Source organism: Micromonospora sp. NRRL B-16802 (genome assembly GCF_001279555.1).
GTDB classification, from domain to species: Bacteria; Actinomycetota; Actinomycetes; order Mycobacteriales; family Micromonosporaceae; genus Micromonospora; species Micromonospora profundi.
Genome location: NZ_LGEB01000075.1, coordinates 136145 through 161292 on the forward strand (window position 1 = coordinate 136145; position 25148 = coordinate 161292).

At 73.8% G+C, this 25148-nt stretch carries 23 protein-coding genes; 13 read left to right on the forward strand and 10 right to left on the reverse strand.

Annotation, left to right across the window (positions count from 1 at the left end):
- Positions 1–5: 5 nt before the first annotated feature.
- Entirely contained in the window at positions 6–1034 is a 1029-nt protein-coding gene (locus ADK66_RS21325) for a low specificity L-threonine aldolase (protein WP_053658330.1), read from the forward strand.
- Between the two features lie 66 nt (positions 1035–1100).
- Here the strand turns inward: ADK66_RS21325 and ADK66_RS21330 are convergent, their stop codons facing one another.
- Both ADK66_RS21330 and pknB read right to left on the reverse strand, forming a co-directional pair.
- Positions 1101–1958, reverse strand: a complete 858-nt coding sequence (locus ADK66_RS21330) for a deoxyribonuclease IV (protein ID WP_053658034.1) — start codon at positions 1956–1958, stop codon at positions 1101–1103.
- A 1-nt stretch (position 1959) separates the two neighbouring features.
- Positions 1960–3945: a Stk1 family PASTA domain-containing Ser/Thr kinase gene (gene pknB, locus ADK66_RS21335; protein ID WP_053658035.1), complete on the reverse strand. Its 1986-nt coding sequence runs from the start codon at positions 3943–3945 to the stop codon at positions 1960–1962.
- Between the two features lie 199 nt (positions 3946–4144).
- Between pknB and ADK66_RS21340 the strand changes: the two genes are divergently transcribed.
- A complete protein-coding gene (locus tag ADK66_RS21340) occupies positions 4145–4534 on the forward strand; it encodes an Rv2175c family DNA-binding protein (RefSeq protein WP_053658037.1) in 390 nt (129 codons plus the stop codon).
- 119 nt (positions 4535–4653) lie between these two features.
- On the opposite strand, the gene ADK66_RS21345 is transcribed toward ADK66_RS21340, so the two are convergent.
- Complete coding sequence (locus ADK66_RS21345; RefSeq protein WP_053658039.1) at positions 4654–5736, reverse strand: polyprenyl synthetase family protein; 1083 nt, start codon at positions 5734–5736, stop codon at positions 4654–4656.
- A gap of 17 nt (positions 5737–5753) precedes the next feature.
- A complete protein-coding gene (locus tag ADK66_RS21350; protein WP_053658041.1) occupies positions 5754–6137 on the reverse strand; it encodes a helix-turn-helix domain-containing protein in 384 nt (127 codons plus the stop codon).
- A gap of 248 nt (positions 6138–6385) precedes the next feature.
- Between ADK66_RS21350 and metF the strand changes: the two genes are divergently transcribed.
- The gene (metF, locus tag ADK66_RS21355) at positions 6386–7303 is read left to right on the forward strand and encodes a methylenetetrahydrofolate reductase [NAD(P)H] (RefSeq protein WP_053658043.1); all 918 of its coding nucleotides are present in this window, start codon (positions 6386–6388) and stop codon (positions 7301–7303) included.
- 44 nt (positions 7304–7347) lie between these two features.
- Positions 7348–8037 carry a CDP-alcohol phosphatidyltransferase family protein gene (locus ADK66_RS21360; RefSeq protein WP_053658046.1) on the forward strand — a complete coding sequence of 230 codons (690 nt, stop codon included), beginning with the start codon at positions 7348–7350 and terminating at the stop codon, positions 8035–8037.
- 18 nt (positions 8038–8055) lie between these two features.
- Here the strand turns inward: ADK66_RS21360 and ADK66_RS21365 are convergent, their stop codons facing one another.
- Genes ADK66_RS21365 through ADK66_RS21390 form a run of 6 tightly spaced genes read right to left on the reverse strand, consistent with a single transcriptional unit; the run spans position 8056 to position 13354 of the window.
- Positions 8056–9543 carry an NAD(P)/FAD-dependent oxidoreductase gene (locus ADK66_RS21365; RefSeq protein ID WP_053658048.1) on the reverse strand — a complete coding sequence of 496 codons (1488 nt, stop codon included), beginning with the start codon at positions 9541–9543 and terminating at the stop codon, positions 8056–8058.
- A gap of 11 nt (positions 9544–9554) precedes the next feature.
- A complete protein-coding gene (locus tag ADK66_RS21370) occupies positions 9555–10682 on the reverse strand; it encodes a glycosyltransferase family 2 protein (protein WP_053658050.1) in 1128 nt (375 codons plus the stop codon).
- Positions 10679–11563: a carotenoid biosynthesis protein gene (locus tag ADK66_RS21375; protein ID WP_053658052.1), complete on the reverse strand. Its 885-nt coding sequence runs from the start codon at positions 11561–11563 to the stop codon at positions 10679–10681. Before ADK66_RS21375 ends, ADK66_RS21370 begins: the two co-directional genes overlap by 4 nt.
- Entirely contained in the window at positions 11560–12111 is a 552-nt protein-coding gene (locus tag ADK66_RS21380; protein WP_053658054.1) for a GNAT family N-acetyltransferase, read from the reverse strand. The genes ADK66_RS21375 and ADK66_RS21380 overlap by 4 nt, the downstream gene beginning before the upstream one ends.
- A complete protein-coding gene (locus tag ADK66_RS21385; protein ID WP_053658056.1) occupies positions 12108–12869 on the reverse strand; it encodes a monooxygenase in 762 nt (253 codons plus the stop codon). Before ADK66_RS21385 ends, ADK66_RS21380 begins: the two co-directional genes overlap by 4 nt.
- Positions 12866–13354: a YbaK/EbsC family protein gene (locus ADK66_RS21390; protein ID WP_053658058.1), complete on the reverse strand. Its 489-nt coding sequence runs from the start codon at positions 13352–13354 to the stop codon at positions 12866–12868. Before ADK66_RS21390 ends, ADK66_RS21385 begins: the two co-directional genes overlap by 4 nt.
- Positions 13355–13867: 513 nt before the next feature.
- Here ADK66_RS21390 and ADK66_RS21395 point away from each other — a divergent pair.
- The 9 genes from ADK66_RS21395 (at position 13868) to ADK66_RS21430 (ending at position 25106) form a co-directional block, all read left to right on the forward strand.
- Positions 13868–14317 (forward strand): SAV_6107 family HEPN domain-containing protein, encoded by a 450-nt coding sequence (locus ADK66_RS21395; RefSeq protein ID WP_053658332.1) that lies wholly within the window; start codon positions 13868–13870, stop codon positions 14315–14317.
- An 87-nt stretch (positions 14318–14404) separates the two neighbouring features.
- Positions 14405–15325 carry a hypothetical protein gene (locus tag ADK66_RS21400; RefSeq protein ID WP_082377588.1) on the forward strand — a complete coding sequence of 307 codons (921 nt, stop codon included), beginning with the start codon at positions 14405–14407 and terminating at the stop codon, positions 15323–15325.
- Positions 15326–15482: 157 nt separating this feature from the next.
- On the forward strand, positions 15483–17453 hold the full coding sequence (locus tag ADK66_RS30855) for a DNA polymerase Y family protein (protein WP_053658334.1): 1971 nt from the start codon (positions 15483–15485) through the stop codon (positions 17451–17453).
- A gap of 132 nt (positions 17454–17585) precedes the next feature.
- Complete coding sequence (locus ADK66_RS21410) at positions 17586–20999, forward strand: error-prone DNA polymerase (RefSeq protein ID WP_053658336.1); 3414 nt, start codon at positions 17586–17588, stop codon at positions 20997–20999.
- A gap of 92 nt (positions 21000–21091) precedes the next feature.
- The gene (locus ADK66_RS31945; protein ID WP_167943283.1) at positions 21092–21268 is read left to right on the forward strand and encodes a hypothetical protein; all 177 of its coding nucleotides are present in this window, start codon (positions 21092–21094) and stop codon (positions 21266–21268) included.
- 76 nt (positions 21269–21344) lie between these two features.
- Positions 21345–22112, forward strand: a complete 768-nt coding sequence (locus tag ADK66_RS21415; RefSeq protein ID WP_053658059.1) for a methyltransferase domain-containing protein — start codon at positions 21345–21347, stop codon at positions 22110–22112.
- Positions 22109–23269 (forward strand): alkaline phosphatase family protein, encoded by a 1161-nt coding sequence (locus tag ADK66_RS21420; protein ID WP_053658062.1) that lies wholly within the window; start codon positions 22109–22111, stop codon positions 23267–23269. Before ADK66_RS21415 ends, ADK66_RS21420 begins: the two co-directional genes overlap by 4 nt.
- Positions 23270–23331: 62 nt before the next feature.
- Positions 23332–24591 (forward strand): DNA polymerase IV, encoded by a 1260-nt coding sequence (locus ADK66_RS21425; RefSeq protein WP_053658064.1) that lies wholly within the window; start codon positions 23332–23334, stop codon positions 24589–24591.
- A gap of 116 nt (positions 24592–24707) precedes the next feature.
- Positions 24708–25106: a DUF3040 domain-containing protein gene (locus ADK66_RS21430; RefSeq protein WP_053658066.1), complete on the forward strand. Its 399-nt coding sequence runs from the start codon at positions 24708–24710 to the stop codon at positions 25104–25106.
- Positions 25107–25148 lie beyond the last annotated feature (42 nt).

Consider the following 25148-nt stretch of genomic DNA (forward strand, 5'->3'; position numbering starts at 1 on the left):
TGACCGTGGCTGATCTTGTCGACCTGCGCTCCGACACGTTGACCCGGCCTACGGCCGGCATGCGGGAGGCGATGGCCACCGCCGAGGTCGGTGACGACGTCTACGGCGAGGACCCGACGATCAACGCGCTGGAGGCCGAGGTCGCCGCGCTGTTCGGGCACGAGGCGGCGCTGTTCGCCCCGAGCGGGTCGATGGCCAACCAGATCGCCCTGCAACTGCTGGTGCCACCCGGTGACGAGTTGCTCTGCGACGCCGACGCGCACGTCGTGACGTACGAGATCGGGGCCGCTGCCGCGTACGGTGGCATCTCCTCGCGGACCTGGCCGGCGGTCGGCGCGGACATCGACCCGGAGACGGTCGCCGGGATGGTCCGCGCGGACGGCTACTTCGCGGTCCCCACCCGTGCGATCGCCGTGGAGCAGACCCACAACCGGGGCGGCGGCGGTGTGATCCCGTTGGCGACGCTGCGTGAGCTGCGCGGTGTCGCCGACGCGGCAGGAGTGGCGTTGCACTGCGACGGCGCCCGGATCTGGCACGCGCACGTCGCCGACGGGGTGCCCCTGATCGAGTACGGCCGGCTCTTCGACACGATGTCGGTCTGCCTGTCGAAGGGCCTCGGCGCGCCTGTCGGTTCGCTCGTGGTGGGCAGCGCCGAGAAGATCGAACGCGCCCGGATGATCCGCAAGCGGATGGGCGGCGGCATGCGTCAGGCTGGCATCCTCGCGGCCGCCGGCCGATACGCGCTCGCACACCACGTCGACCGGCTGTCGGAGGACCACGCCCGGGCGGCCCGGCTCGCCGAGGCGGTCGCGCCGTTCGGTGTGCTCGCCACCGCGGTCCGCACCAATCTCGTCCTCCTGGACCTCACCAAGCACGCGTTGGACGCCCGCGCTCTGGCCGCCGCCGCCCGCGAGCAGGGCGTACTCATCTCGGTGCTCGGCCCGCGCACCGCCCGCCTGGTCACCTACCTGGGCATTGACGACGACGCGGTGACCCAGGCCAGTACGGCCCTGACCCGCGTTCTGTCCGCCTGACCTCACCTGCCAGCCCTGACTGTTGATCATGGTGGCGACATCGCCACCATGATCAGCGGGGGAGTGTCAGGGGCGCAGGCGGGTCAGCGTGGTGATGTCGGCGGTGTGGCCCAGTTGCTGCTCGCTGGGGGTCTCCACAACGATCGGGACCCCGGCGACGGCCGGGTGGGTCATCAGCTCCGCGAAGGCGGGCTCACCGATGGTGCCCTTGCCGATGTTCTCGTGCCGGTCACGTGTGGAGCCGCACAGATCCTTCGAGTCGTTGGCGTGCACAAGCCGCAGCCGGTCCGCACCCACAGTGGCCACAAGCGTGTCGAGTGTCGCCGTCATGCCGCCCTCGGCAGCCAGGTCGTGCCCGGCAGCCCAGGCGTGGCAGGTGTCGAAGCAGACCCCGAGCATGGGGTGCCGGTCCACCGCGTCGAGATAGGGGCCGAGCTGCTCCACGCGCGAGGCGAGCGACCGGCCGCCGCCCGCGCTCGGCTCCACGAGCAGCATCGGCCCGCCGGCCTCGGCGGCCCAGTCGAGCAGGGGCAGCAGCTCCTCACGGACCTGCCGCATCGCCGTCTCGGCGTACCCCTCGTCGACCGAACTGCCGGCGTGGAACACCACGGCCCGAGCGCCGATCGCCACACCCCGGCGCAGCGCGTGCGCCAGCGTCTGCGCCGACTTCTCGACGGTGCCCGGCGTGGGGGAACCCAGGTTCACAAGCAGCGAGGCGTGGATGAACGCCGGGATGCCCCGCTCGGCGCAGCCGTCGCGGAACAGCGCGTCCTGCGTCGGGTCGCCCGGAGGCAACGCCCAGCCCCGCGAGTTGGAGACGTAGACCTGCACCACCTCGGCGCCTGTCGCGTCGACGTACGGCAGGGCGGCCTTCGCCAGTCCACCGGAGGTGGGGGTGTGGGCGCCGACCGGGGTCACCGGCATCTCAGAGGCATCCGATCGTGACCTGGGTGCCCGGCGGCACCTGCGAATTCTCACCTGGCGTCTGGAAGCGCACAGTGGCGTTCGGGTTGAACTGGATCGCCACCGGGAAGCCCTGGCCCTCCAGCACCTGCTTGGCCTGCTGGCAGGGCAGGTCGACCACGCGGGGCACGACGACAAGCGGCGGACCCTTGCTGACCTCCAGCTTGACCTGGGTGCCCTTCTCCACGCCGGTGCCGTCGGCCGGACTCTGGCCGAGGATCTCGTCCTTGGGCTTGTCGGAGTCCTTTGGTGTCTCCACCGCCACCAGGCCGAGCCGGGACAGGGTGGCCCGGGCCTCGGTGAGGCTCTTGCCCACCAGGTTCGGCACCGATATCGGCGCCCGGCCGCGGCTCAGAACGAGGGTGATCTTCGTGCCCGGCTTGACCTCGGCGCCGACCTTCGGGTTGCTGTCCAGGACGACGCCGGCGGGCAGGGTGTCGTCGTAGCGGGGAGTGCCCTTGGCCACCACCAGCTTCGCGTTGAGCAGGTCCGCCTCGGCCAGCTCGTACTCCTTGCCGATGACGTCCGGCACCGGGAAGCGTTCCGGGCCGAGGGAGAGGGTCAGCGTGATCGTGCCACCCTTGACGATCTTGGCAGACGACGCCGGGTTCTGCTCCAGCACGCTGTCCTTCGGGGCCTTCTCGTCATAGCGCGGCTCCCCGTACGCCAGCTTCAGGCCGGCGCGGTCGGCCTGCGCCTGCGCGTCCGCACTGCTCAGGCTCACCAGCTGCGGGGCGGACGTGTACCGGCCGACACCGAACCACCAGCCGCCGAGCGCGGCCACCAGGCCCAGCGTCACCACCACGGCCGCGACGGCCAACCGGCCCTGCGGGTGGCCCATCACCGTGCTGCGCAGCCCGGCGAGCCGGGCTCCCAGACCCTCCGACGGCTCCGGGGCGGCCCGCCGTCGGCCCGGCCCCTGACCACCGCCCTCCGGCAGCCGCGCCCACGTCGGACGCTCGGCCGGACGGACAGTGGCGACCATCATCGTCGGCTGGGAGACCGACGTGTCGTCGGCCACCCGGTGCAGCACGGCGGTGCTGCTGTTGATGTCGCCCAACTGGTCCCGTGCGACCTGCACCTCGGCCAGCAGCGCGCCGGCATCGGCGGGCCGGGCGGCGGGATCGCGCCGGGTGGCCCGCTGGACCAGGCCGTCGAGGACCGACGGCAGGCCGGGCACCAGCGTCGAGGGCGCCGGCACGTCCCGGTCGACGTGCTGCCAGGCGACGTCCACCGGGCGGTCCCCGTCGTAGGGCACCCGACCGGTGAGCATCTCGAACAGCACGATCCCGGCGGAATAGACATCGGTACGCGGGTCGGCCCGACCCTCGGTGACCAGCTCCGGAGCGACGTAGGCAACGGTGGCCATCAACTGGCTGCCCTGCTCGTCGTCGGCGCTCGCCTCGACGGCGCGGGCCAACCCGAAGTCGGCCACCTTGACGACGCTGTCCACCAGGTTGGCGACGCCGCCGGTCGGCGCCTCGGCGACCAGCACGTTCTCCGGTTTGACGTCGCGGTGCACCAGGCCGGCCCGGTGCGCGGCGCCGATCGCGGCGAGCATCTGCTCGGCGATGGCCAGCGCCTCGTCGGGGTTGAGCCGGCGCCGCTCGGCCAGCACGTCGCGCAGAGTGCGACCGCGGACGTACTCCATGACCAGGTACGGCAGACCGGCGTGGGTGCCCTGGTCGTAGACCGCCACCACGTTGGGGTGGGTCAACCGGGCGATCGTCTTGGCCTCGTCGGTGAACCGGGCCACGAAGTTGGCGATCCGGGTACGGGCCTCGGGCGCCTGCGTCGGATGAATGATCTTGACAGCGACGGTGCGCTCGAGGCGCTCGTCTGTTGCGGTGTACACGGTCGCCATGCCGCCACGGGCCACGCGACCGCGAATGCGGTAGCGCCCGTCTATCAGCGAGCCCAGCAACGTGTCGGCGACCTGTGTGTCCATCGGCAGGGAGTCTATGTGTCCAGGGGGTGAAGGTAGAACAGGATGCTACAGCCCGGGGGCACCGCTGGCCCGTCCCGCCGAGGCCGGGCACCTCGCCTCAGCCCTGATCCGCTGCTCATCCAGGGTTCCCGAGCTGGTCGGAGCGGGCCGTTCGGGGTGCCGCTGGCTGCCCGGGTCGGCGGCGTGGCAGGGTGATCGGGTGACCGAACCCGTACCCGCTGAGGCCGTGCCCGGCCCCGAGCTTGCCGGCCCCACCGACCCGGCCGGCTGGCTCACCCTGCCCGACGTCGCCGAGCGCCTCGACGTTTCGATTAGCAAGGTGCACCAGATGATCCGCGACCGCGAGTTGCTGGCGGTCCGCCGCGACGGCGTCCGCCGGGTGCCGGCGGACCTGGTGGCCAACGAGGTCGTGCTCAAGCACCTGCCCGGCGTGCTCAACCTGCTCTCCGACAACGGCTACGACGACGAGGCGGCGCTGCGCTGGCTCTACGAGCCCGACGACACGCTGCGCGGCGGCACCCCGGCCGCCGCCCTCTCCGGCGACCACGCCCGCGAGGTAAAGCGCCGAGCCCAGGCCCAGGCCTTCTAACCCGCGCCCCGCCCCCGCGCCCTCCCGTCCCTCGGCGTTGATCATGGGGTTGGCGTGCCCGTGCCGGCGTGTCGCCGCCGCCAACCCCATGATCAACCGAGGGAGTGGGGGCGGGAGGGTCAGTCGGTTCGGCGGGTTGCTGCTATCGCCAGGTCCACCAGGGTCTGGCGGGCCTCGGTGTCCAGGTCCACGGCGGCGAGGGCCGCCAGCGCCGTGTCGGTGAGCGTGGTGATCCGTTGCTCGGTGCGGGCCAGCGCACCGCTCGCGGTGATCAGCTCGCGGAGCCGGGTCACCCCCTGCTCGTCGAGGTCCGGGTCGCCGAGCCGGCTCAGCAGCAGCTCCCGGCCCGCGTCGTCGGTGGCCTCCACTGCCGCCGCCACCAGGTACGTGCGCTTGCCCTCGCGCAGATCGTCGCCGGCCGGCTTGCCGGTGTGCGCCGGGTCGCCGAAGACCCCCAGCACGTCGTCGCGCAACTGGAACGCCTCACCCAACGGCAGCCCGTACGCCGAGTAGGTGGCCCGTACGTCGTCCGGCGCGTCGGCAAGCGCGGCACCCAGCAGCAGCGGCCGTTCGACCGTGTACTTCGCCGACTTGTACCTGGCGACCTTGCTGGCCCGTTCCACCGACGTGTCCCCGGTGACCTGGGTCAACACGTCGAGGTACTGCCCGACGGTGACCTCCGTGCGCATCTCGTCGAAGACCGGCCGGGCCCGGGCCGCCGCCCGCAGGTCCAGGCCTGCGGAGTGCAGCAGCTCGTCGGACCACACGAGGCAGAGGTCACCGAGCAGGATCGCGGCGGAGTCACCGAAGCCGTCCGCGTCGCCGCCCCAGCCTGCGGCCCGGTGCCGGGCGGCGAACCGCCGGTGCACGGCGGGCTCGCCGCGCCGGGTGTCGGAGCGGTCCATCAGGTCGTCGTGGATCAGTGCGCTGGCCTGCACGAACTCCAGCGCGGCGAGGGCGGTGACGACCGCCTCGGTGTCCATCCCGCCGGCACCCCGGAACCCCCAGTACGCGAACGCCGGCCGCAGGCGCTTGCCACCGCCGAGCACGAACGCCTCGATGGCCTCCGCCACCGGGACGAGGGCGTCGTCCACCCGGGTCAGCCGGGCCCGCTGGCTGGCCAGGAACTCGGTGAGGGCCTTGTCGACCCGCTGCCGCAGGCCGGCACGGTCGACGGGGGACACGGGAGCAGCGTGGGTCACGCCACGACGCTAGCGGGTCACCGCGGCCGACGTTGTACCGCCACACGTGCTCCCGTCGGCGTGCGTGCGGGGGCCGCCCGACCGGCCGGACGCGTACCCGCCGAGTCGGTCCGGCCTGGGCCGACAGCGCGGGGCGGACCGACCCGTCGGGTGCTCGCGGCGGCCTCGGCGAGCACCACGAGCGGCACGTCCAGCACGACGGCGAGCCAACCGAGCCAGAACCCTCCCGGTACGCGTCGTTGCCGCTCCCACCGGGACACCTCGTGTCTACTCAAGGTCGGCACGCCGGCGGCGGCACACAACTCGGCGGCGGTGCGCTGCTGGCTCCAACCCCGGGCCAGCCGGCACCGGGCCAGCAGCGGCCCGAGCTGTGTGGGGCGCGGTGATGTGAGCGAGGTCATGGGGCCTCCCGGCGGCGCGTCGGCGCGGCGGCACCCCGCCCGCCCGAAGGACGGGACCGATGCCACCTCTCGGCTGTGCGACCCCCGCGCCGGATGCCGGGCCGCCCCCGCCGCCCCTCCCGCGCCACCCCTTCCTACCCCGGGGGTACGACGGCTTCCCTCCACCGGTCCGGCACGCGCCAGCCGAACTGTGGGAGGCGGTGTGGGAAGGGCTGGGTGCCGACGGCGTCGCCCGCTAGAGTCGGGTCGTGGCGCTCGGTCTTCCCTCGGTACTCCCCAATCCGCAGCCGGCGATCGGGGAGCTCATCCGTGACCGTCAGCCGACCTTCTCGTTCGAGTTCTTCCCGCCCAAGACCGAGGCGGGTGAGCGACTGCTCTGGCAGGCGATCCGCGAGTTGGAGTCGCTGCGCCCGTCGTTCGTGTCGATCACCTACGGCGCGGGCGGCTCGACCCGGGACACCACAGTCGCGGTGACCGAGCGGATCGCCACCGAGACCACCCTGCTGCCGATGGCCCACCTGACCGCCGTCAACCACTCCGTGGCCGAGCTGCGGCACGTGATCGGCCGGCTCGCCGGGGTGGGGGTACGCAACGTGCTGGCGGTGCGCGGCGACCCGCCGGGCAACCCGGGCGGCGAGTGGGTCCGGCACCCCGAGGGCGTCGACTACGCCGAGGACCTGGTGCGCCTGGTCCGCGACGCCGGTGACTTCAGCGTCGGCGTGGCGGCCTTCCCGTACAAGCATCCCCGTTCGGTCGACGTGGCAAGCGACACCGCGCACTTCGTCCGCAAGTGCCGGGCCGGCGCCGAGTTCGCGATCACGCAGATGTTCTTCGACGCCGACGACTACCTGCGGCTGCGCGACCGGGTGGCCGCGGCCGGCTGCGACACCCCGATCCTGGCCGGTGTGATGCCGGTGACCCAGATCGGCACCATCGAGCGGTCCGTGCAACTATCCGGGGCGCCGTTCCCGACGGCTCTGGCGGAGCGCTTCGAGCGGGTCGCCGACGACCCGGAGGCGGTCCGCCGGCTCGGCATCGAGCAGGCCAGCGAGATGTGCCGCCGGCTGCTGGACGAAGGTGTGCCGGGAATCCACTTCATCACCCTCAACCGGTCCACCGCGACCCGCGAGGTGTGGCAGAACCTCAAGGTCGGCGCCCGGGTGTGAACACGGCGCGTGCGACACCTGATGCTCGACACCACGGTTGATCAGTGGTGGGCACACAGCTGAACTGGGACGAGTACGCCACGGCATGGGCACGGCTGCACGGCGGCTTCGACCCCCGGGCGGCCGCGCCGGTGGTACGCGCCTGGCTGCGGTTCTCCTACCACGTCGGATATGTGCTGGGCCGGCTGCGGGTCGGCCCCACAGCGGTCACCGTGGCCGGGGTGCTGCTCTGCTTCTGCGTACCGTTGCTGGTGACCCGGCCGGGGGACGGGCCGTTCCTCGGCGCGCTGTTCGTGCTGTTCGCCGCGGTGGCCGACAGCGTCGACGGGGCGGTGGCGGTCGCCACCAGCCGCACCACCCGGCTCGGCTACGTCTACGACTCGCTCGCTGACCGGCTCGGTGAGGTGGCCTGGCTGCTCGCGTTCTGGCTGGTCGGCGCGCCAGGCGCGCTCGTCGTCGCGGGCGGCGCGTTGTCGTGGCTGCACGAGTACGTGCGTGCCCGCGCGGTCTCCGCCGGCATGCGCGAGATCGGCGCCGTGACCGTCGGCGAGCGACCCACCCGCGTCTCGGTCGCGCTGGCCGGGTTGGTTGTCGCCGGGTTGTCCGGGTTGATCGAGCCGGACCTGGCCGCCGGCACCATCACCATGGCGACCGCCGTGTGGGTGCTGCTGGCCGCCTTCGGGCTGGGGCAGTTGCTCTCCACGGTCCGTCGCGCGCTGCTCGACGCCGGCTGACCGCCGCACCGACGAGGGCTACCAGGCGGGGCCGATCTCGTCCGCGACGATCTGCGCCGAGAGGGTCACCATCGGCAGGCCACCGCCCGGGTGGCTGGAGCCGCCCACCAGCCACAGGCCGTGCGCCGGGCCCCTGTTGGCCGGGCGGAGCAGCCCACCTGCGGTGCCGTAGATCACGCCGCCGGGTGCTCCGGTCGCCGCGTCCAGGTCGGCCGGGGTACGCACCTCGCGGAACAGCAGCCGGTCGCGCACGTCCACGCCGCGCTGCGCCAGCACGTCCAGGATCCGGTCGGCGTACGCGTCGGCAAGCCCCGGGCGCCGCCAGTCGACAGCCCCAGCGGCGGTGCCCTGCCGCGCGGAGTTGACCAGCACGAACCATGCCTCGTGCCCCGCCGGGCGGACCATCGGGTCGTCGGCGACGGTGACGAACACCGTCGGGTCGGCCGCCGGTCGGGCTCGTACGCCCCGCCCCGGATCGCCGAACACCGCGTCGAACTCGGCGTCGTAGTCGCGCGGGAAGAAGACGTTGTGGTGCGCCAGCCCGGTGTTGCCGGAGACGCCGAGCAGCAGCACGAAACCGGCCAGGCTTCGGTCGCTCAGCCCGGCCAGCCGACGCGCGTGCGGCAGCAGGTCGCGGTAGACGGTGAGTGCGTCCACGTTGGCCACCACCACGTCGGCGGGTACCGGCGCGGCGACGCCGGTGAGGCGTACCCCGTGCACCCGGCCGCCCGCCGCGTCGATCCGCGTCACGGTGGCGCCGGTCTGCACGACCACGCCGAGGTCCAGGCAGCGGGTGAGCAGCGCGTCGGCGAGCGTGCCCAGCCCGCCGCGCAGGTACCAGCCGCCGAACGTCAGCTCGGCATAGGGGACCGCGACGAGCGCCGCCGGCGCCCGGCGCGGGTCGGCGCCGGTGTACGTGGCGTACCGGTCCAGCAGCATCCGCAGCCGCGGGTCGGAGAGGTGCCGGCGGCCCAGCCCACGCAGGGTGCGGCCCGGGGCGATGGCGGCCAGGTCGCCGACGCGCCAGGCCAGCGACGCCAGGTCGCGGGGGGAGTCGACGGCGCGGCGCAGGATGTCCCGCGAGGAGGCGTTCCACACCCGGGCGGCCCGCCGCCACAGCCGCTGCCAGTCGGCCGCCGCCCGGTCACCGAAGGCGGCCCCGATCCGGCCGGCGAACTCCACAGGGTCGGCGCAGGAGTCCAACGTCGGACCGCCGCCTTCGAAGACGTGCCGGACGATCGGGTCCAGCGGCGTCAGGTCCAGGTACTCGTCGAGCTTCGCCCCGGTGGCCTCGAACAGGTCCTCGAAGACCTCGGGCAGGGTGAGCAGACTCGGCCCGGTGTCGAAGTGGAACGACCCGGCCGGGGTGTCGTGCACGTACCTGCCGAGTTTGCCGCCGACGGTGTCGGCAGCTTCGAAGACGGTCACCTGGTGCCCGGTTGCGGCCAGCCGGGCGGCGGTGGCCAGGCCACCCACCCCGGCGCCGACGACCACGATCCGCGCCATGCCGCGTCCTCCTAGCTGACCGGGCGGCCCCGCCAGGTCAGGCGGTGTCGCTTTCGCAGATGGTACGACCGCAGGGTCAGCCAACCGAGGACCACGACCGATACGGGGTGTGCGAGCGCGTCGGGCCACCACCGGCCCCCGGTCGACCGGGCGGTGAGCACCCGCCCGGCCACCCCGAGCAGATAGCCGGCCAGGCCCACGGCGGCCACCATCGGCGCGCCGGCCACCACGCCGGCCACCGCGACAAGCGGCGGGGCGGTGTAGAGCAGCAGCAGCATCGTCACCACGGCGGCCGCCGCTCCCGGATGCCCGAACGACGCCCACAGCGACTTCGAGTACCCGTCGCGCAGTTGCGGCCAGTCGTCGTACATCCGGCAGGTGGCCAGCCGGGAACCGTCGGCCAGGGCGATCCGCCCACCGGACCGCTTGACCGCACGGGCCAGCTCGACGTCCTCCAGGATCTTGTCGGCGACCGCCGCGTGCCCGCCCGCTGTGGTGTAGCCGGCCCGATCCAGCACCAGGAACTGCCCGCCCGCGGCGGCCAGCGAGGGCCGCCGCGAGCGTTCCATGGCGCGCAGCGGCAGGAACGTCAGCCAGAGCCACTGGAGCAGGGGCTGCACCAGCCGGTCGGCCGCCGTCGCCACAACGATCCGGGGGTACGGCGACAGCAGCGTCACGCGGGCGGCGCGCAGTTCGGTGACGGCGGCGGCCACGGCGTGCGGGGCGAGCACCACGTCGGCGTCGACGAAGACCAGCACTGTGGCCTCCGGGTCGACCCGGGTGGCCAACTGCCAGCAGGCGTGTGGTTTGCCCAGCCAGCCCGGCGGCGGGGCGACGCCGCTGAGCAGTGTGACCCTCGGGTCGTCGCCGGCCACCGCCCGGACCACGTCGGCGGTGCCGTCGGTGGACCCGTCGTCGAGGACCACGATGCGCAGCCCGGGCACGCCGCGCTGGGCGAGCAGGGCGCGCAGGCAGGGGGTGACCCGAGTGGCCTCGTCGCGTAGCGGCAGCAGCACCGCCACCGGCTCACCGACCTCGCCCGGCCGGTCGGTGGGCCGGCGCAGCCAGCGGGCGGCGTTGAGCCAGGTGTGCCCGGTCAGCACGGCGATGACGAACAGCAGGGCGAGCAGGACGGTCATCGGGTCGCGTCGACGCCGGGGCGGGTCGGCTGGCGGTCGTCGCCGTACGCGTTGCCGGCCCGGCGGGCGCGCAGCAGGGTCACCGCCAGCGGCACGGCTGTCACCGCCATGCCGGCCGCGCCCCAGAGCGCCGAGGCGGGCAGGTCGAGGAAGACCGCGTGGGCCAGGATGCTGGAGAAGTACGTCCACAGGTAGAGCGCGAACATCGGGTGGTCCCGCTTGTCGGTGCGCTCGGCGGCCGGCCCGGCCAGCGGGCGCAACGCGCTCATCATCAGCACCGCGAAGAGCAGCCAGCCCAGGTAGTTGCTGACCGGGATGCCGGGCAGGCCGGGCAGCGCCGGGGTGGCGTTGCGCCACACCCAGTAGCCCTCGGCGACCATCTGCGGGTCGAGGAAGAGATCCCAGGCGGCCAGCCCCACAGTGGCCAGCGCGATCCGCCCCACCCACCGACCGACCGTCGAGCCGGTCGTCGGGGCGCTGGCCTCCGCCGTGTTGACGGTGGCCGTCGGGGTGTTGCCGCCGGTCAGGCGGACCGCGGCCAGCCAGGCCGGCCAGGCCATCCAGGTCCAGGCCAGAGGGATGATCAGCGGCACCCCGGCAAGCTTGGGGCCGAGCTCACCGGAGTAGTCGTAGCTGCCGAACGGCACACCGGTGGCCACCCCGATCGCCTCGATCGCGAACCCGCCGCCGGTGGCCACCGCGACCAGCGCCACCGCGACCCGGGGCCCGCGACTGAGCAGCGCGTGGCCGACCGAGAGCAGCCAGCCGAGCACGACGGTGGCCACTGTCAGCCCGGCCCGGGTGGTGCCGGTGGTGAGCGGGTAGCAGATCTGGGCGAGCACCAGGACGCCGAGCAGCGTCCAGGAGATCCGCCTGGTCATGACGTCGGAGGCTCGAGCGGCAGGTCCCGACCGAGGACGCCGAACGGCCGCTCGTCACCGGGAAAGTGGAAGTCACGCAGCACGTCGACGAAACCGAACCGGCGGTACAGCCGCCAGGCCCGCGAGGTCTGCTCCTCGGCCTCCGGGGTGGACAGCAGCGTGGTGTCGCCCTCGGCCATCGTGAGCAGCGCCCGCAGTTGGCCGGCACCCAGCCCGTGGCCCTGCGCCGGTGGCCGGACGTGCAGCTCGACCACCTCGAAGCAGTGGGTGAGCCAGCGCTTGCGCGTCGAGGCGTCCAACGCCCGGTACACCTGGTCGTGCCACCACTGGCCGGGGCCGCCCAGATAGCCGTAGCCGAAGCCGGCGAGATGTCCCTCGCTGGTCAGGCTGGCCACCGCCCGGAACCCGGGCCGGCGGACGTGGGTGGCCATGTAGCCGCGCCGGGCCTCCAGCAGGTCGGTGCGGTAGCCCATCGCCTCGCCGTAGACGGCGACCACGTCGTCCAGCCGCCGGACGAGATCGTCCGGCGTCCAGCGCACCAACCTCATGCCCGTCCACCCTTCACCGTTGCAGGGTCGTCGTCGGCGACCCACCCGAGCACCGTCGGATCGCCGACCACGTCGCGTACCTCGAATCGGGCGAAGAGCTCCTCGGCGTACCAGCCTGCGGTGGGGGTTCGCATGATCGCCGCCCGATGCTCCGGGTGACGGTACGCGAACGCCACCAGGTCCGTCGGGTCGCGCCACACGCTGACCGTGCCCTGCCACCCCAGCGGCGCCTCACCGACACCGAAGCGGGCCAGCAGCCCCGGCGCGTCGCGCAGGGCGGCGGCCACCGGCGGGATCGCCCGCCAGAAGGTGGCCGCCCGGCGGGCCCGCAACCGGGCGCGGGTCAGCGCCAGCACCGGCCCGGTGACCCGGCCGCCCGGCGGATCGCCGAACGGCTGCTGGCCGGACCACTCGCCCCGACTGCTCACCGGGCGCAGGTCGACCCGGGCCTGGGCGAGGGCGATCCGCGCCCAGGCACGCCCCACCGGCGAGCCGTCGAAGCCGGCCGCCTCGGCGGGGGAGTCCCACACTGTCAACGCCGCCCACCGGGTCAGGTCGGCGTCACCCGGCCCGAAGCTGGTGCCGGTCCCGGTGCCCAGCAGCTTGCCGAACCGGACGCCCGGCAGTGCCCGCAGCCGGCGAGGGTCCACAGCCATCCTGGTCAGCGCCCGGGGCAACGCGCCGCGGGAGGTCCGCCACACGTGCAGGGTGACCAGCTCCGGTACGACGTTCGTGTGCCCGCTGGTTCGTTCGCTCACGCCACCTCGGCCGGCGTACCGGCGGTGACCCGCAGCAGCTCGGCGTAGGTGGTCGGGAAGACCGCCTGCGGCACGCCACCCGCGGCCCAGATCTCCGGGTACGCCGCCAGCGCCGTGTCCACAAGCGTGCGCAGCGCCTGCGGGTGCCCGAGCGGTGCGACCCCGCCGATCGGCTGCCCGGTGTGCTGCCGGACGAACTCCGGGGTGGCCCGGCGCAAACGGGTGACTCCGATCGACGCGGCCAGGCCTGTGGTGTTCACCCGGTGCGCGCCGGAGGTGAGGACGAGCAGTGGCGCGCCGTCCGCGTCGAAGATCAGCGAGTTGGCGATCTGGCCGACCTCGACGCTGAGCGCCTCGGCGGCCGCGGCGGCGGTGTGCACCGCTTCGGGCAGCAGGCGGACTGTGCTGGGTCGGCCGGCGCCGTCGAGCGCACCGGCGCCGTCGAGCGCGTCCTGCACCGCCCGTACGTTCGGGTGTGGCTGCATGTCGCCATTCTTCACGGTCCGCCCGCGAACGGTTCAGCCGGCCACGCCGAAGCCCGCTTCACCATGCGCCGTGTCGTCGTGTCGTCGTGTCGGTGCGGCTCACCACGCCCGATGGGTTCAGTCGGCGCGTCACACGTTGCGTTTTCGTCGGAGGGGAGGTGTACTGTCAACAGCAGTTAGAACGAGTGTTCGATTGTCTCGTACGCTCGTTCCAACCAGCCGGAGCGCGGTGTTTCGCGGCGCCAGCTCCGGGCGGTGCGGCTCCGCGGGCCGCACCTGGGTTTCCGGGCAGTCGCGAGCCCGGTCCCGACAGGCAGGAGCGTCGCCCGCCGCCCACGACCCCCGGGCGGCGGGCGACGAACCCGCCGGTACGCCGGCCGGGTGTGGTGTGGGGAAGCATCCACACCCGGCCGGCCACCCACGGTGCGCCTTCCTCCGCACCACCGACCTAGGCGTCTTTCGCTGGCGGCACCACTGCGCCGGTCGACGCCCGGCCACGTGGAGGAGACAGCCATGCCGACCAACTCAGCTCAGGCACCGACGGTGCCGGCGCACGTGCTGCCGCACCGCACCCCCGCCCAGCTGCTCAGGTTGGCCCGGCGCGGGCTTGTCGAGGCCAACCAGGCCGGACCTGACGGCCTGCGCTACGCGGCCGCCCATCTGGCGGCGCTGCGCGCGGCGGCCGCCATGCTCGCCGCCCGGGCTCGGCCCGCGCCGAGCCGGCGTAACCGGATCACCAGCGTCTGGGTCCTGCTCTGCGCCGTCGCCCCCGAGCTCGACGAGTGGGCCCGCTTCTTCGCCGCCGGGGCCAGCAAACGGGCCGCTGCCGAGGCCGGCATCCCACGGGTGGTCACCGCCCGGGAGGCCGACGACCTGCTCCGCGCCGCCGAGCAGTTCGTCACGGTGGTGGAGACCGCGCTCGGCGTGGCCCACCAGCCGGCCCTGGACGGCTTCGCCGCCTGATCCCGCCACGACGCCGGCCGCCGGCCGGTCGACGTCACGGCTGGCCGGTCCTGATCTGTTCCACAGCAACGACGGGGGGTTGGTCCGATGGCGGGCCGCATGGTGGTCGGTTCCGCTGCTCTGGCCGATCTGGTACGCCCGGCGAGCGCACCCGATCCGGTCGCCGACCAGCGGGTGCTACCGGTGGCACCCGAGCTGACCGGCCTCCTGCCCAACCGGGGTCTGCGCCGAGGCAGCACCATCGCGGTCGCCGCCGGCCAACCCCAGCGCAGCGGTGGCACCTCGCTGGTGCTGGCCCTGCTCGCCGAGGCATCCCGGGCCGGCTCGTGGTGCGCCGTGGTCGGAGTGCCGACGCTCGGCGCGGGTGCGGCAGCCGAGCTCGGCATCGCCCTGGACCGGCTGGCCCTGGTGCCGAACCCGGGCCCCGAATGGGCCACTGTGGTCGCCGCGCTGATCGACGGGGTGGACGTCGTGGTCACCGCCGTACCGGCCGCCGTCTCCGCCTCGGTCGCCACCCGGCTGGCCGCCCGGGCCCGGCAGCGCGGCAGTGTGCTCGTCCCGTACGGCCGGTGGGACGGCGCGGACGTGACGTTGCAGGTGGTCCGTGGGCTCTGGGAAGGGCTCGGCCAGGGGCGGGGGCGGTTGCGTCGCCGGGAGGTCACCGTCTCGGCGCGCGGACGTGGAGCGGCCGCACGACCCAAGGAGATCAAGGTCTGGCTCCCCGGTGACGAGCTCACCCGGGTGATTCCCCGGGCGGTGTCCTCCACCGTGGGCCGACGATCGACGGTGCCCTTCGACGGACGACCTCACCCGGTGCCGTCCGCGGGTGATCGGTCCGGTCCAGTGCGGTCGACCGGTGAGCAGTCCCATCAGGTGTCGCCGGCGGGTGATCGGTTTGGTCCGGCGTCGTCGGCCGGTGAGCGGCCTCGTCCGGCGTCGCCGGCAGGTGACAGGTCCCGTGCCGAAGCCGGTCGACCGGGCTCTCTCACCCTGGTCGGCCCGGCGTGACGTCGGTGGTCGGGGCAACCAGATGTGTCCCCGCGACGGTGTGCCCGGCCGGAGGTGCGGGCTGCGTGGTCGGTCGGGTCGACCCCTGGTCCGGACCATCGACGGCGGTGCGGTTGATCGGGGTCGTGCGGGCCGGGTGCGGTCCGGGAGGCACCGGGTGAGCGGCTCGCCGGTCCGGACCCTGCTGCTGTGGTGTCCGGACTGGCCGGTGCTCGCCGCCGAGATCGTCGACGGGGTGCCGGCCACGAGTCCGGTCGCCGTCCTGCACGACAACCGGGTGGTCGCCTGCTCCGAGCAGGCCCGCGCCGAGGGGATACGTCGAGGGCTGCGCAAGCGGGAGGCGCAGAGCCGTTGCCCACAGCTCACCGTCGTGGAGTACGACCCGGGCCGGGACGCCCGGGCGTTCGAGCCGGTGGTCGCCGCCGTGGAGGAGTTGGTAGCGGGTGTCGAAGTGGTTCGTCCCGGCGCCTGCGCGGTGGCCGCGCGGGGGCCGAGCCGTTACCTCGGCGGCGAGGAGGCGGCCGCCGAACGGATCATCGAGCATGTCGCCCAGTCGTGCCTTGTGGAGAGCCAGGTGGGCATCGCCGACGGGGTGTTCGCCGCCGGGTTGGCCGCCCGCGCCGGCCGGGTGGTGCCACCGGGTGGGACGCCCGCGTTCCTGGCCGGGTTGCCGGTCGAGGCGCTGGGCCGGTCGGCGCTTGCCGATCTGCTGCGCCGACTGGGAGTGCGGACCCTCGGTGACTTCGCCGCGCTGCCGGCCGGCGACGTGCTGGCCCGGTTCGGGTTCGACGGCGCGCTGGCCCACCGGCTCGCCGCCGGGCGGGATCATCGCCCGCTCGCCGTCCGGCAGCCGCCGACCGACCTGACGGTGACCGCCGAGCACGACGAGCCGATCGACCGGGTCGATGCGGCGGCGTTCGCCGCCCGCGCGCTGGCGGAACGGTTGCACGACCGGCTCGCCGGGTACGGGCTGGCCTGCACCCGGCTCGGCATCGAGGCGGTCACCGCGCACGGGCAGGAACTGCACCGGGTGTGGCGGCACGACGGTCTGCTCACCGCAGCGGCCATCGCCGATCGAGTGCGCTGGCAGTTGGACGGCTGGCTTTCCGGCAGCAACGGTCGTGCCGGCGCCCGCCCGGCCCGGCCGACGGCTGGCATCATCCGGCTGCGGCTGGTCCCGGACGGAGTGATCGCCCAGGCTGGCCTCCAGGTCGGTCTCTGGGGGGAGACCGGTGAAGAGCGGGAACGGGCGCACCGGGCGTTGAGCCGTGTGCAGGGCATCCTCGGCCCGGAAGCAGTGGTCACCGCGGTGCTCGGCGGCGGGCGCTCCCCGACCGACCAGGTGCGACTGGTGCCCTGGGGCGACGAACGGCTCCCCGACCGTCCCGGCCCACCACCGCTGCCGGACGAGCCGATCGCTACCGACGGCCGGTTTCCGGGTGCTGCCAGCGCCGGCGGCGTTGCGGGCGGCGGCCGGGTCGCGGGCGTTGACGGTGTCACCGGCGCCAGCGGCGTTGCGGGCGGCGGTCGGGTTGCGGGCGATAGCGGCGCGGCTGGCGTTGGCCGGGCCGCCATCGCTGGCAGCGACACCGGCGCCGGCGGGGTGGCGGGCGCTCGGCGGGCCGCGGATGCTGGCCAGGCTCCAGGCGTTGCTGGCGCTGGTGGGGTTGCCGGCGCCGGCGAGGTTGGAGGCACTGGTCGGGCCGTTGGTGCCGGTCGAGCTGCTGGCGGTGGCCGGGCAGCTGGAGTTGGCCGAGCTGCTGGCGTTGGTCGGGCTGCTGGCCGTGGTGGGGGCGGAGTTCCGCCGTGGCCCGGTCGGCTGCCGCGGCCCTCACCAGCGGTGGTGCTGCCGAGCCCCCTCGCCGCGACCGTGCATGACGCCGCTGGCGAGGCGGTGGTGATCAGCGCGCGGCTGGCGGTGAGCGCCCCGCTTGCCCGGCTGGTGGTCGGCACCGGTCGGCCAGCGGAGATCGTCGGCTGGGCCGGCCCGTGGCCGGTGGACGAGCGATGGTGGGCTCCGGCCGAGGCGCGGAGGCGGGCCCGGTTCCAGGTCTGCCTGGCCGATGGCACCGCTCTGCTGCTCGCTGTCGAGGCCGGGCAGTGGCTGGTGGAGGCGATCTATGACTGAGCGTTCAGATGGACGCCGGCCTAGCCGTGATCGACTCGGCATCACGGAAATCGGGGTATCCCGCCCCTTCGGACACCCCGATTTCCATGATGTCGAGTGGATCAAGCCGGTGGGCGCCCTGGGGGCGTGCAGGTGAGCTTCCACAACCCGAAGATGCCCTGGTCGGAGCTGGAGCAGGTGCTCTCCGGCCGTCCCGGCGGGGGCCGGTCTGGCGATGGCCGTCCCGGCGGGGGCCGTTCTGGGGACGGCCGGGCGAGCCGGGGTGAACGGCACCTGCACGTGGTGGACCCGCTCGCCGTGGACGCCGACGGCGGGGACTCCCCGGCCTGGAGTCGCCGCCGCGAGCAGTACCAGCCGCCAGAGTTGGCCCGTCCCGACGATGTGGTGCCCTACGCGGAGTTGCACGCGCACACCAACTTCAGCTTCCTGGACGGCGCCAGCCACCCCGAGGAGCTGGCCGAGGAGGCGGCCCGCCTGGGGCTCACCGCGCTCGCCGTGACCGACCACGACGGCTTCTACGGCGTGGTCCGGTTCGCCGAGGCGGCCCGTACGCTGGGCCTGCCGACGATCTTCGGCGCGGAGCTCTCGCTGGGGTTGCCCGGCCCGCAGAACGGCGAACCCGACCCGCACGGCACGCACCTGCTGGTGCTCGCGCACGGCCATGAGGGGTACGCCCGGCTGGCCACCACCATCGCCCGCGCGCATCTGCGCGGCGGGGAGAAGGGCCGCCCGGTCTACGGGGAGCTGGAGGAGGTCGCCGCCGAGCTGCGTGACCACGTGCTGGTGTTGACCGGCTGCCGCAAGGGGCACGTGCCGGCGGCGCTGCTCAGCGAGGGCGTGGACGCGGCGGCCCGCGAGTTGGACCGGCTGACCACGCTGTTCGGCGCGGAGACGGTGGCGGTGGAGCTGACCGACCACGGTCACCCGGTCGACGCCGACCGCAACGACGCGCTCGCCGAGTTGGCCGCCGCGGCCGGGCTGCCGACGGTGGCCAGCAACAACGTGCACTACGCCACGCCGGGCCGACGTCGGCTGGCCACCACCGTCGCCGCCGTACGGGCCCGGCGCAGTCTGGACGAGATCGACGGGTGGCTGCCCGCTGCGGCCACCGCCCACCTGCGCAGCGGGGCGGAGATGGCGGCCCGGTTCGCCGCGTACCCGGGTGCGGTGGCGCGGGCCGCGGAGTTCGGCGCGGAGCTGGCCTTCGACCTCCAACTGGTCGCGCCGCGGCTGCCGGCGTACCCGGTGCCGCCGGGGCACACCGAGATGAGTTGGCTGCGGAAGCTGACCGCCGACGGCGCGCGGGAGCGCTACGGCCCGCCGCAGGCGCACCCGGCGGCGTACGCGCAGCTCGACCACGAGCTGAACATGATCGAGGAGCTGGGCTTCCCCGGCTACTTCCTTGTGGTCTACGACATCGTCGCGTTCTGCCGTGAGCAGGACATCTACTGCCAGGGCCGGGGGTCGGCGGCCAACTCGGCGGTCTGCTACGCGCTGCGGATCACCAACGTGGATGCGGTTCGGCACCGGCTGCTGTTCGAGCGGTTCCTCGCCCCGGAGCGGGACGGCCCACCGGACATCGACGTGGACATCGAGTCCGATCGCCGGGAGGAGGTGATCCAGCACGTCTACACCCGCTACGGCCGGGAGCACGCCGCCCAGGTCGCCAACGTCATCTCCTACCGGCCCCGGTCGGCGGTGCGGGACGTGGCCAAGGCGTTCGGCTTCTCACCGGGGCAGCAGGACGCCTGGAGCAAGCAGATCGACAGGTGGGGTTCGGTGGCCACTGTCGACGTCGAGGGCATCCCGGAGCAGGTGGTGGAGTACGCCAACGAGTTGCAGACGTTCCCCCGGCACCTGGGCATCCACTCCGGAGGCATGGTGATCTGCGACCGGCCGGTGATCGAGGTCTGCCCTGTGGAGTGGGGGCGGATGCCCGGGCGCAGCGTGTTGCAGTGGGACAAGGACGACTGCGCGGCGGTCGGCCTGGTCAAGTTCGACCTGCTCGGCCTCGGCATGCTCTCCGCGCTGCACTACGGCTACGACATGATCGGGTCCAGGCTGGATCTCGGTGACATGACGCTCGACGACCCCGAGGTCTACGACATGCTCTGCCGGGCCGACTCGGTCGGGGTGTTCCAGGTGGAGAGCCGCGCCCAGATGGCCACCCTGCCCCGGCTCAAGCCCCGCGAGTTCTACGACCTGGTGGTGGAGGTGGCGCTGATCCGGCCCGGCCCGATCCAGGGCGGTTCGGTGCACCCGTTCATCAGGCGTAAGAACGGCCAGGAACCTGTGACGTTCGCGCACCCGTTGATGCGCAACGCCCTGGAGAAGACCCTTGGTGTGCCGCTGTTCCAGGAGCAGTTGATGCAGCTCGCCATCGACCTGGCGGGCTTCGACGCGGCCGAGGCCGACCAGCTGCGCCGGGCGATGGGCGCGAAGCGGTCGGTCGAGCGGATGAACCGCATCGCCGACCGGCTCTACGCCGGGATGGCCGAGCGGGGCATCACCGGTGAGCTGGCCGACGACGTCTACCGCAAGCTCACCGCGTTCGCCAGCTACGGCTTCCCGGAGAGCCACGCGATGAGCTTCGCCTACCTGGTGTACGCCAGTTCCTGGCTCAAGCGCTACCACCCGGCGCCGTTCCTGGCCGCGCTGCTCAACGCCCAGCCGATGGGGTTCTACTCCCCGCAGACCCTTGTCGACGACGCCCGCCGGCACGGGGTGGAGGTCCGCCGCCCCGACATCAACGCCAGCGGGGCCTTGGCGGTGCTGGAATCCACCCCGGGCACCCGGTGGGGCAGCGGGCCGGGGGAGCCGCCGCACGCCTGGGGGCTGGGCGGGCCGGCGGTCCGGCTCGGGCTGTCCAGCGTGCGTACCCTCGGGGCTGACGTGGCCGAGCGGATCGAGGCCGAGCGGGCGGCGCACGGGCCGTACCGGGACATGCCCGATCTGGCCCGGCGGGTCGGTCTCACCGCACCGCAGCTGGAGGCCCTGGCCACCGCGGACGCCTTCGCCTGTTTCGGGCTGACCCGGCGGGAGGCGCTCTGGGCCGCAGGCGCGGCGGCCCAGGACCGGCCGGGCCGGCTGCCCGGCACGGTGACCGGCGCGGCGGCGCCCACGCTGCCCGGGATGGAGGCGGTGGACCGGCTGGTCGCCGACGTGTGGGCGACCGGGTTGTCGCCGGAGAGCCATCCGGCCCGGTTCATCAGGGGGCAGCTCGACGTGCTCGGCGCGGTGCCGATCGCCAGGCTCGGCCGGGTGGAGCCGGGCCAGCGGATCCGGGTCGGCGGCATCGTCACCCACCGGCAGCGCCCGGCCACCGCGGGTGGTGTCACGTTCCTCAACCTGGAGGACGAGACCGGGATGTTGAATGTCACCTGTTCGCCGGGGCTGTGGCAGCGTTACCGGCGGGTGGCCCGCACCAGCGCCGCGCTTGTGGTCCGGGGGCGGCTGCAACGGCACGAGGGGGTGACCAACCTGGTCGCCGACCGGCTGGACCCCATTGAGCCGCCGGTCAGCCCCGCGTCCCGTGACTTTCGCTGATCCAGTGATCCACATTACGGTTTCCAGCGACGCTGGACGGGACACTCGTGCTGAGCGGGCAGAGCCGCCCGTGATCCATGAGGAGATGAACAGTGCTGGGGAATCACGCGTACACCGGTGGAATCGCCAACTCCCGACGGACCCGGCTCGGCGCGGGTTGGATGCCGTCGCACCTCGCCGATCCTCGCGAGTACGAGGTGACGAACGGCCCGGTCGCCAACGAGCGGCGGTCCCGCGCGGAGGACGAGGCCGAGGGCGGCGAGTCCTGACCCGCCGGGCGGTCGCGTCCCGACCGGCCGGACGGCTGGTTCCACCTGCCATACGGCCGCGATACGACTGGACCGGGTGACTAGGCTCGACCGGGTGGAGCAGACCCGAGGCCGGTTCGCCGGGCCGCCGCTGACCCCCCGTACCGCAGTGATCTGGTCGGTGCTCCGCGCCGAGCTGGACCGGCGCGGCGACGCCGAGCTGACAGTGCTGGACGTGGGCGGTGGCACCGGCGGTTTCGCCGTCCCGCTTGCCAGCGCCGGGCACCGGGTCACAGTGGTCGACGCCAGCCCCGACGCGTTGGCGGCGCTCACCCGCCGGGCCGCCGAGGCCGGCGTGGCCGACCGGATCGTCGCCGTGCAGGGCGACGGCGACGCCCTCGCGGGGCTTGTCGAGCCGGCCGGCGTCGACCTGGTGCTCTGCCACGCCGTGCTGGAGGTCGTCGACGACCCGACGCCTGTGGTGACCGCGCTGGCCACCGCGCTGCGCCCCGGCGGCGCGGCCAGCGTGCTCGTGGCCGGCCGGGCCGCCGCCGTGCTGGGCCGGGCGATGAACGGGCACCTGGACGTCGCGGCGGCACTGGCGGCCGACCCGGCCGGCACCGCCGGAGCGCGGGACACCCTGCGACGACGCTACGACGCCCCGGGCGCCGCCGCGCTGCTCACCGCCGCCGGGCTCGCGGTCGAGGAGATCCACGGGGTACGCGTGCTCGCCGACCTGCTGCCGGCCACCGTCGCCGACGGCCAGCCGGCCGGCCTGGTCGAGTTGGAACTGGCGTTGGCCGCCCAGCCCCCGTACCGGGATCTGGCGGCCCAGCTGCACCTGTTCGCCCGCCGGCCCGCATGACCGCACCTCCGGCACCGCTGACCGTTCTCGGCCCGGACCACGGCGGCGGCCGTCTCGCCGACGTGCTGCCCAGCGCTCTCGCCGTGCTGGGCGTGCCCGGCTCAGCCGACCCGCTCGGGTTGGTCCCCTCCCTCGCCGGGGTACGCCGGGTCGCCGTGCTGCTCGTCGACGGGCTCGGCTGGTACCAGCTGCCGACCGCCGCCCCGTACGCGCCGACCCTCGCCGGGCTCGCCGCGACGGTGGCCCGCCCGCTCATCGCCGGTTTCCCGTCCACCACCCCGACCAGCCTGGTGACGCTTGGTACGGGCGTCGCGACCGGCGCGCACGGGGTGCTCGGCTTCACCGTGCGGGTGCCCGGCACCGACCGGGTGCTCACCCACACCGCCTGGGCCGCCGATCCGTCGCCGCTGCGCTGGCAGCCGGTGCCCACCCAGTTCGAGCGGGCACGCGCCGCCGGGGTGGCGGTGACAGTGGTGAGCCGGCCGGAGTTCGGCGGCAGCGGGTTGACGCTCGCCGCCAACCGGGGCGGTGACTTCCGAGGCGCCGCAGGTGTCGACGCGGTGGCCGCCACCATGCTGGCCGCGCTGGCCGCCGGCCCAGGCCCCACACTTGTCTCCGGCTACCACGCCGACCTGGACCGGCACGGGCACGTCAGCGGGGTCGACTCGGAGCCCTGGCGGATCGCCGCCGCCGAGGTGGACACGCTGCTGGCCCGGCTGGTCGACGGGCTGCCCCCGGACGCGGCCCTGCTGTTGACCGCCGACCACGGGCAACTCGACGTGCCCGTGGCGCACCGTTTCGACCTGGACACCGACCTGCGGCTGCGCGCCGGCGTACGGGTGGTGGCGGGGGAGGCCCGGGTGCGGTACCTGCACGTCGAGCCGGGTGCTGTCGACGACGTGGTGGCCGCCTGGTCCGAGGTGCTTGGCGACGCCGCACGGGTGCGGACCCGGGACGAGGTGGTGGCCGGCGGGTGGTTCGGGCCGGTGCCCGAGGACCATCTGGGCCGCATCGGCGACGTGGTGGTGATCTGCAACGACACGTACGCGGTCATGGCCACCCGGACCGAGCCGCCGATGGCGTCCCGACTCGTGGCGTACCACGGCTCGGACACCGCCGCCGAGCTGACAGTCCCGCTGCTTGTCGTGCGGGGCTGACCGGCGTACGGTCCGGCCGGTCGGCGGCTGGTGCTGTCGTACCTCCGGGTTAACCTGCCGGGATGGGCCGCAGCCAGTCGTTGCCCCGAGGTGGCGATCCGCGCTTCGGGCCGGACGCCGACGATTCCGACAGCCCGATCCTGCACGTCGACATGGACGCCTTCTTCGCCGCCGTCGAGGTGCGCCGCCGACCCGACCTGCGCGGCCGGCCGGTGGTGGTCGGCGGCGTCGGGCCGCGCGGCGTGGTCAGCTCGGCCAGCTACGAGGCCCGCCGCTACGGCGTGCGCAGCGCGATGCCGACCAGTCAGGCCCGCGCCCGCTGCCCGCACGCGGTCTACCTGCCTCCGGATTTCAGCGCCTACACGGAAGCCTCCCGCGCGGTCATGCAGATCTTCCGGGACGTCACCCCGCTGGTCGAGCCGCTCTCCCTCGACGAGGCGTTCCTCGACGTGACAGGGGCCCGCCGTCTGTTCGGCTCCCCGGCGACGATCGCCCGGCTGATCCGCCGCCGGGTCGCCGAGGAGCAGGCGCTGACCTGCTCGGTGGGGGTGGCGCCCACCAAGTTCGTGGCCAAGCTGGGCTCCACCTGGGCCAAACCCGACGGCATGCTGGTCGTGCCGCCCGGGCAGGTCCTCGAATTTCTGCACCCGCTGCCCGTCGACGCGCTGTGGGGAGTGGGGGAGCGGGCCGCCGAGACGCTGCGCCGCCTCGGCCTGGCCACCGTCGGCGACCTCGCCGAGGCCCCGGTGGGCATGCTCCGCCGGGCGGTGGGCGCCGCATCGGCCGCGCACCTGCACGAGCTGGCGTGGGGGCGTGACCCGCGACGGGTCAGCCCCGAGCAGGTCGACAAGTCGATCGGCGCCGAGGTCACCTTCGACGCCGACGTGGCCGACCCGCTGGAGATCCGCCGTGCCCTGCTGGCGCTCAGCGCGAAGGTCGGCGTCCGGTTGCGCGGCTCCGGTCAGGTGGGGCGCACCGTGTCGCTCAAGGTGCGGTTGGCCGACTTCCGCACCGTCAGTCGATCCCGCACCCTCGGCACTGCCACCGACACCGCCCGTGAGATGTTCGACACCGTTTGGGCTCTCTACACCGCGTTGGACCCTGGCGAGCGGATTCGCCTCGTCGGTGTCCGGGTGGAAGGGCTCTCCTCGGCGCAGGGCGCGCCCCGGCAGCTCACCCTCGGCGCGCCCGAGCGCGGTTGGCGGGAGGCGGAAGCTGCCGCCGACGCCGCCGCTGCCCGTTTCGGGCGGTCCGTCATAGGTCCGGCCAGTCTGTTAGGCGACCCTGACGCTCGGCAAAAGGAAAATCCCACCCACCCGTAGGTCGTCCCGCTTTCCGACGCGCGACCCCCCTCGTAGACTTGCGGGTAAGCAGCCGGATGGCTGCCACGGTCTGTCGGCCCGAGTGGGCCCGACCAACGTGACCGGGGAGGAGTGCCGTGCCGCTCTCGGAGCACGAGCAGCGGCTGTTCGAGCAGATCGAGCGGTCGCTTGCCGAGGACCCCAAATTCGCCTCGGCCGTGCGCGCCAGCGATCCGCGCTTCCACGCGCGGCGTCGCCTGCTCGTCGCTGCTGGCGTGATCATCGCTGGCTTGGCTCTACTGGTCTATGGCGCGGTGATCAAGACTCCACCGCTGGCGGTGGCGGGCTTTGTCGTCATGCTGGCGTCGGCCGCGTTCGCGGTGCAGTCGCACCGTAAGGCGCAGTCACCTGACCTGCACGTGGTGGGCGGCACGACGAGTCGTCGTCGTCCCCGCGGTGGCCGATCAGGTCGGCGGCCGTCGCTTCTGGACCGGATGGAAGACAGGTGGCGGCAGCGCCCGGAGGGCCACCGCTGAACCCGTCCCGCCGCTGAGGCGGGCCGCACACCGCGACGAGCG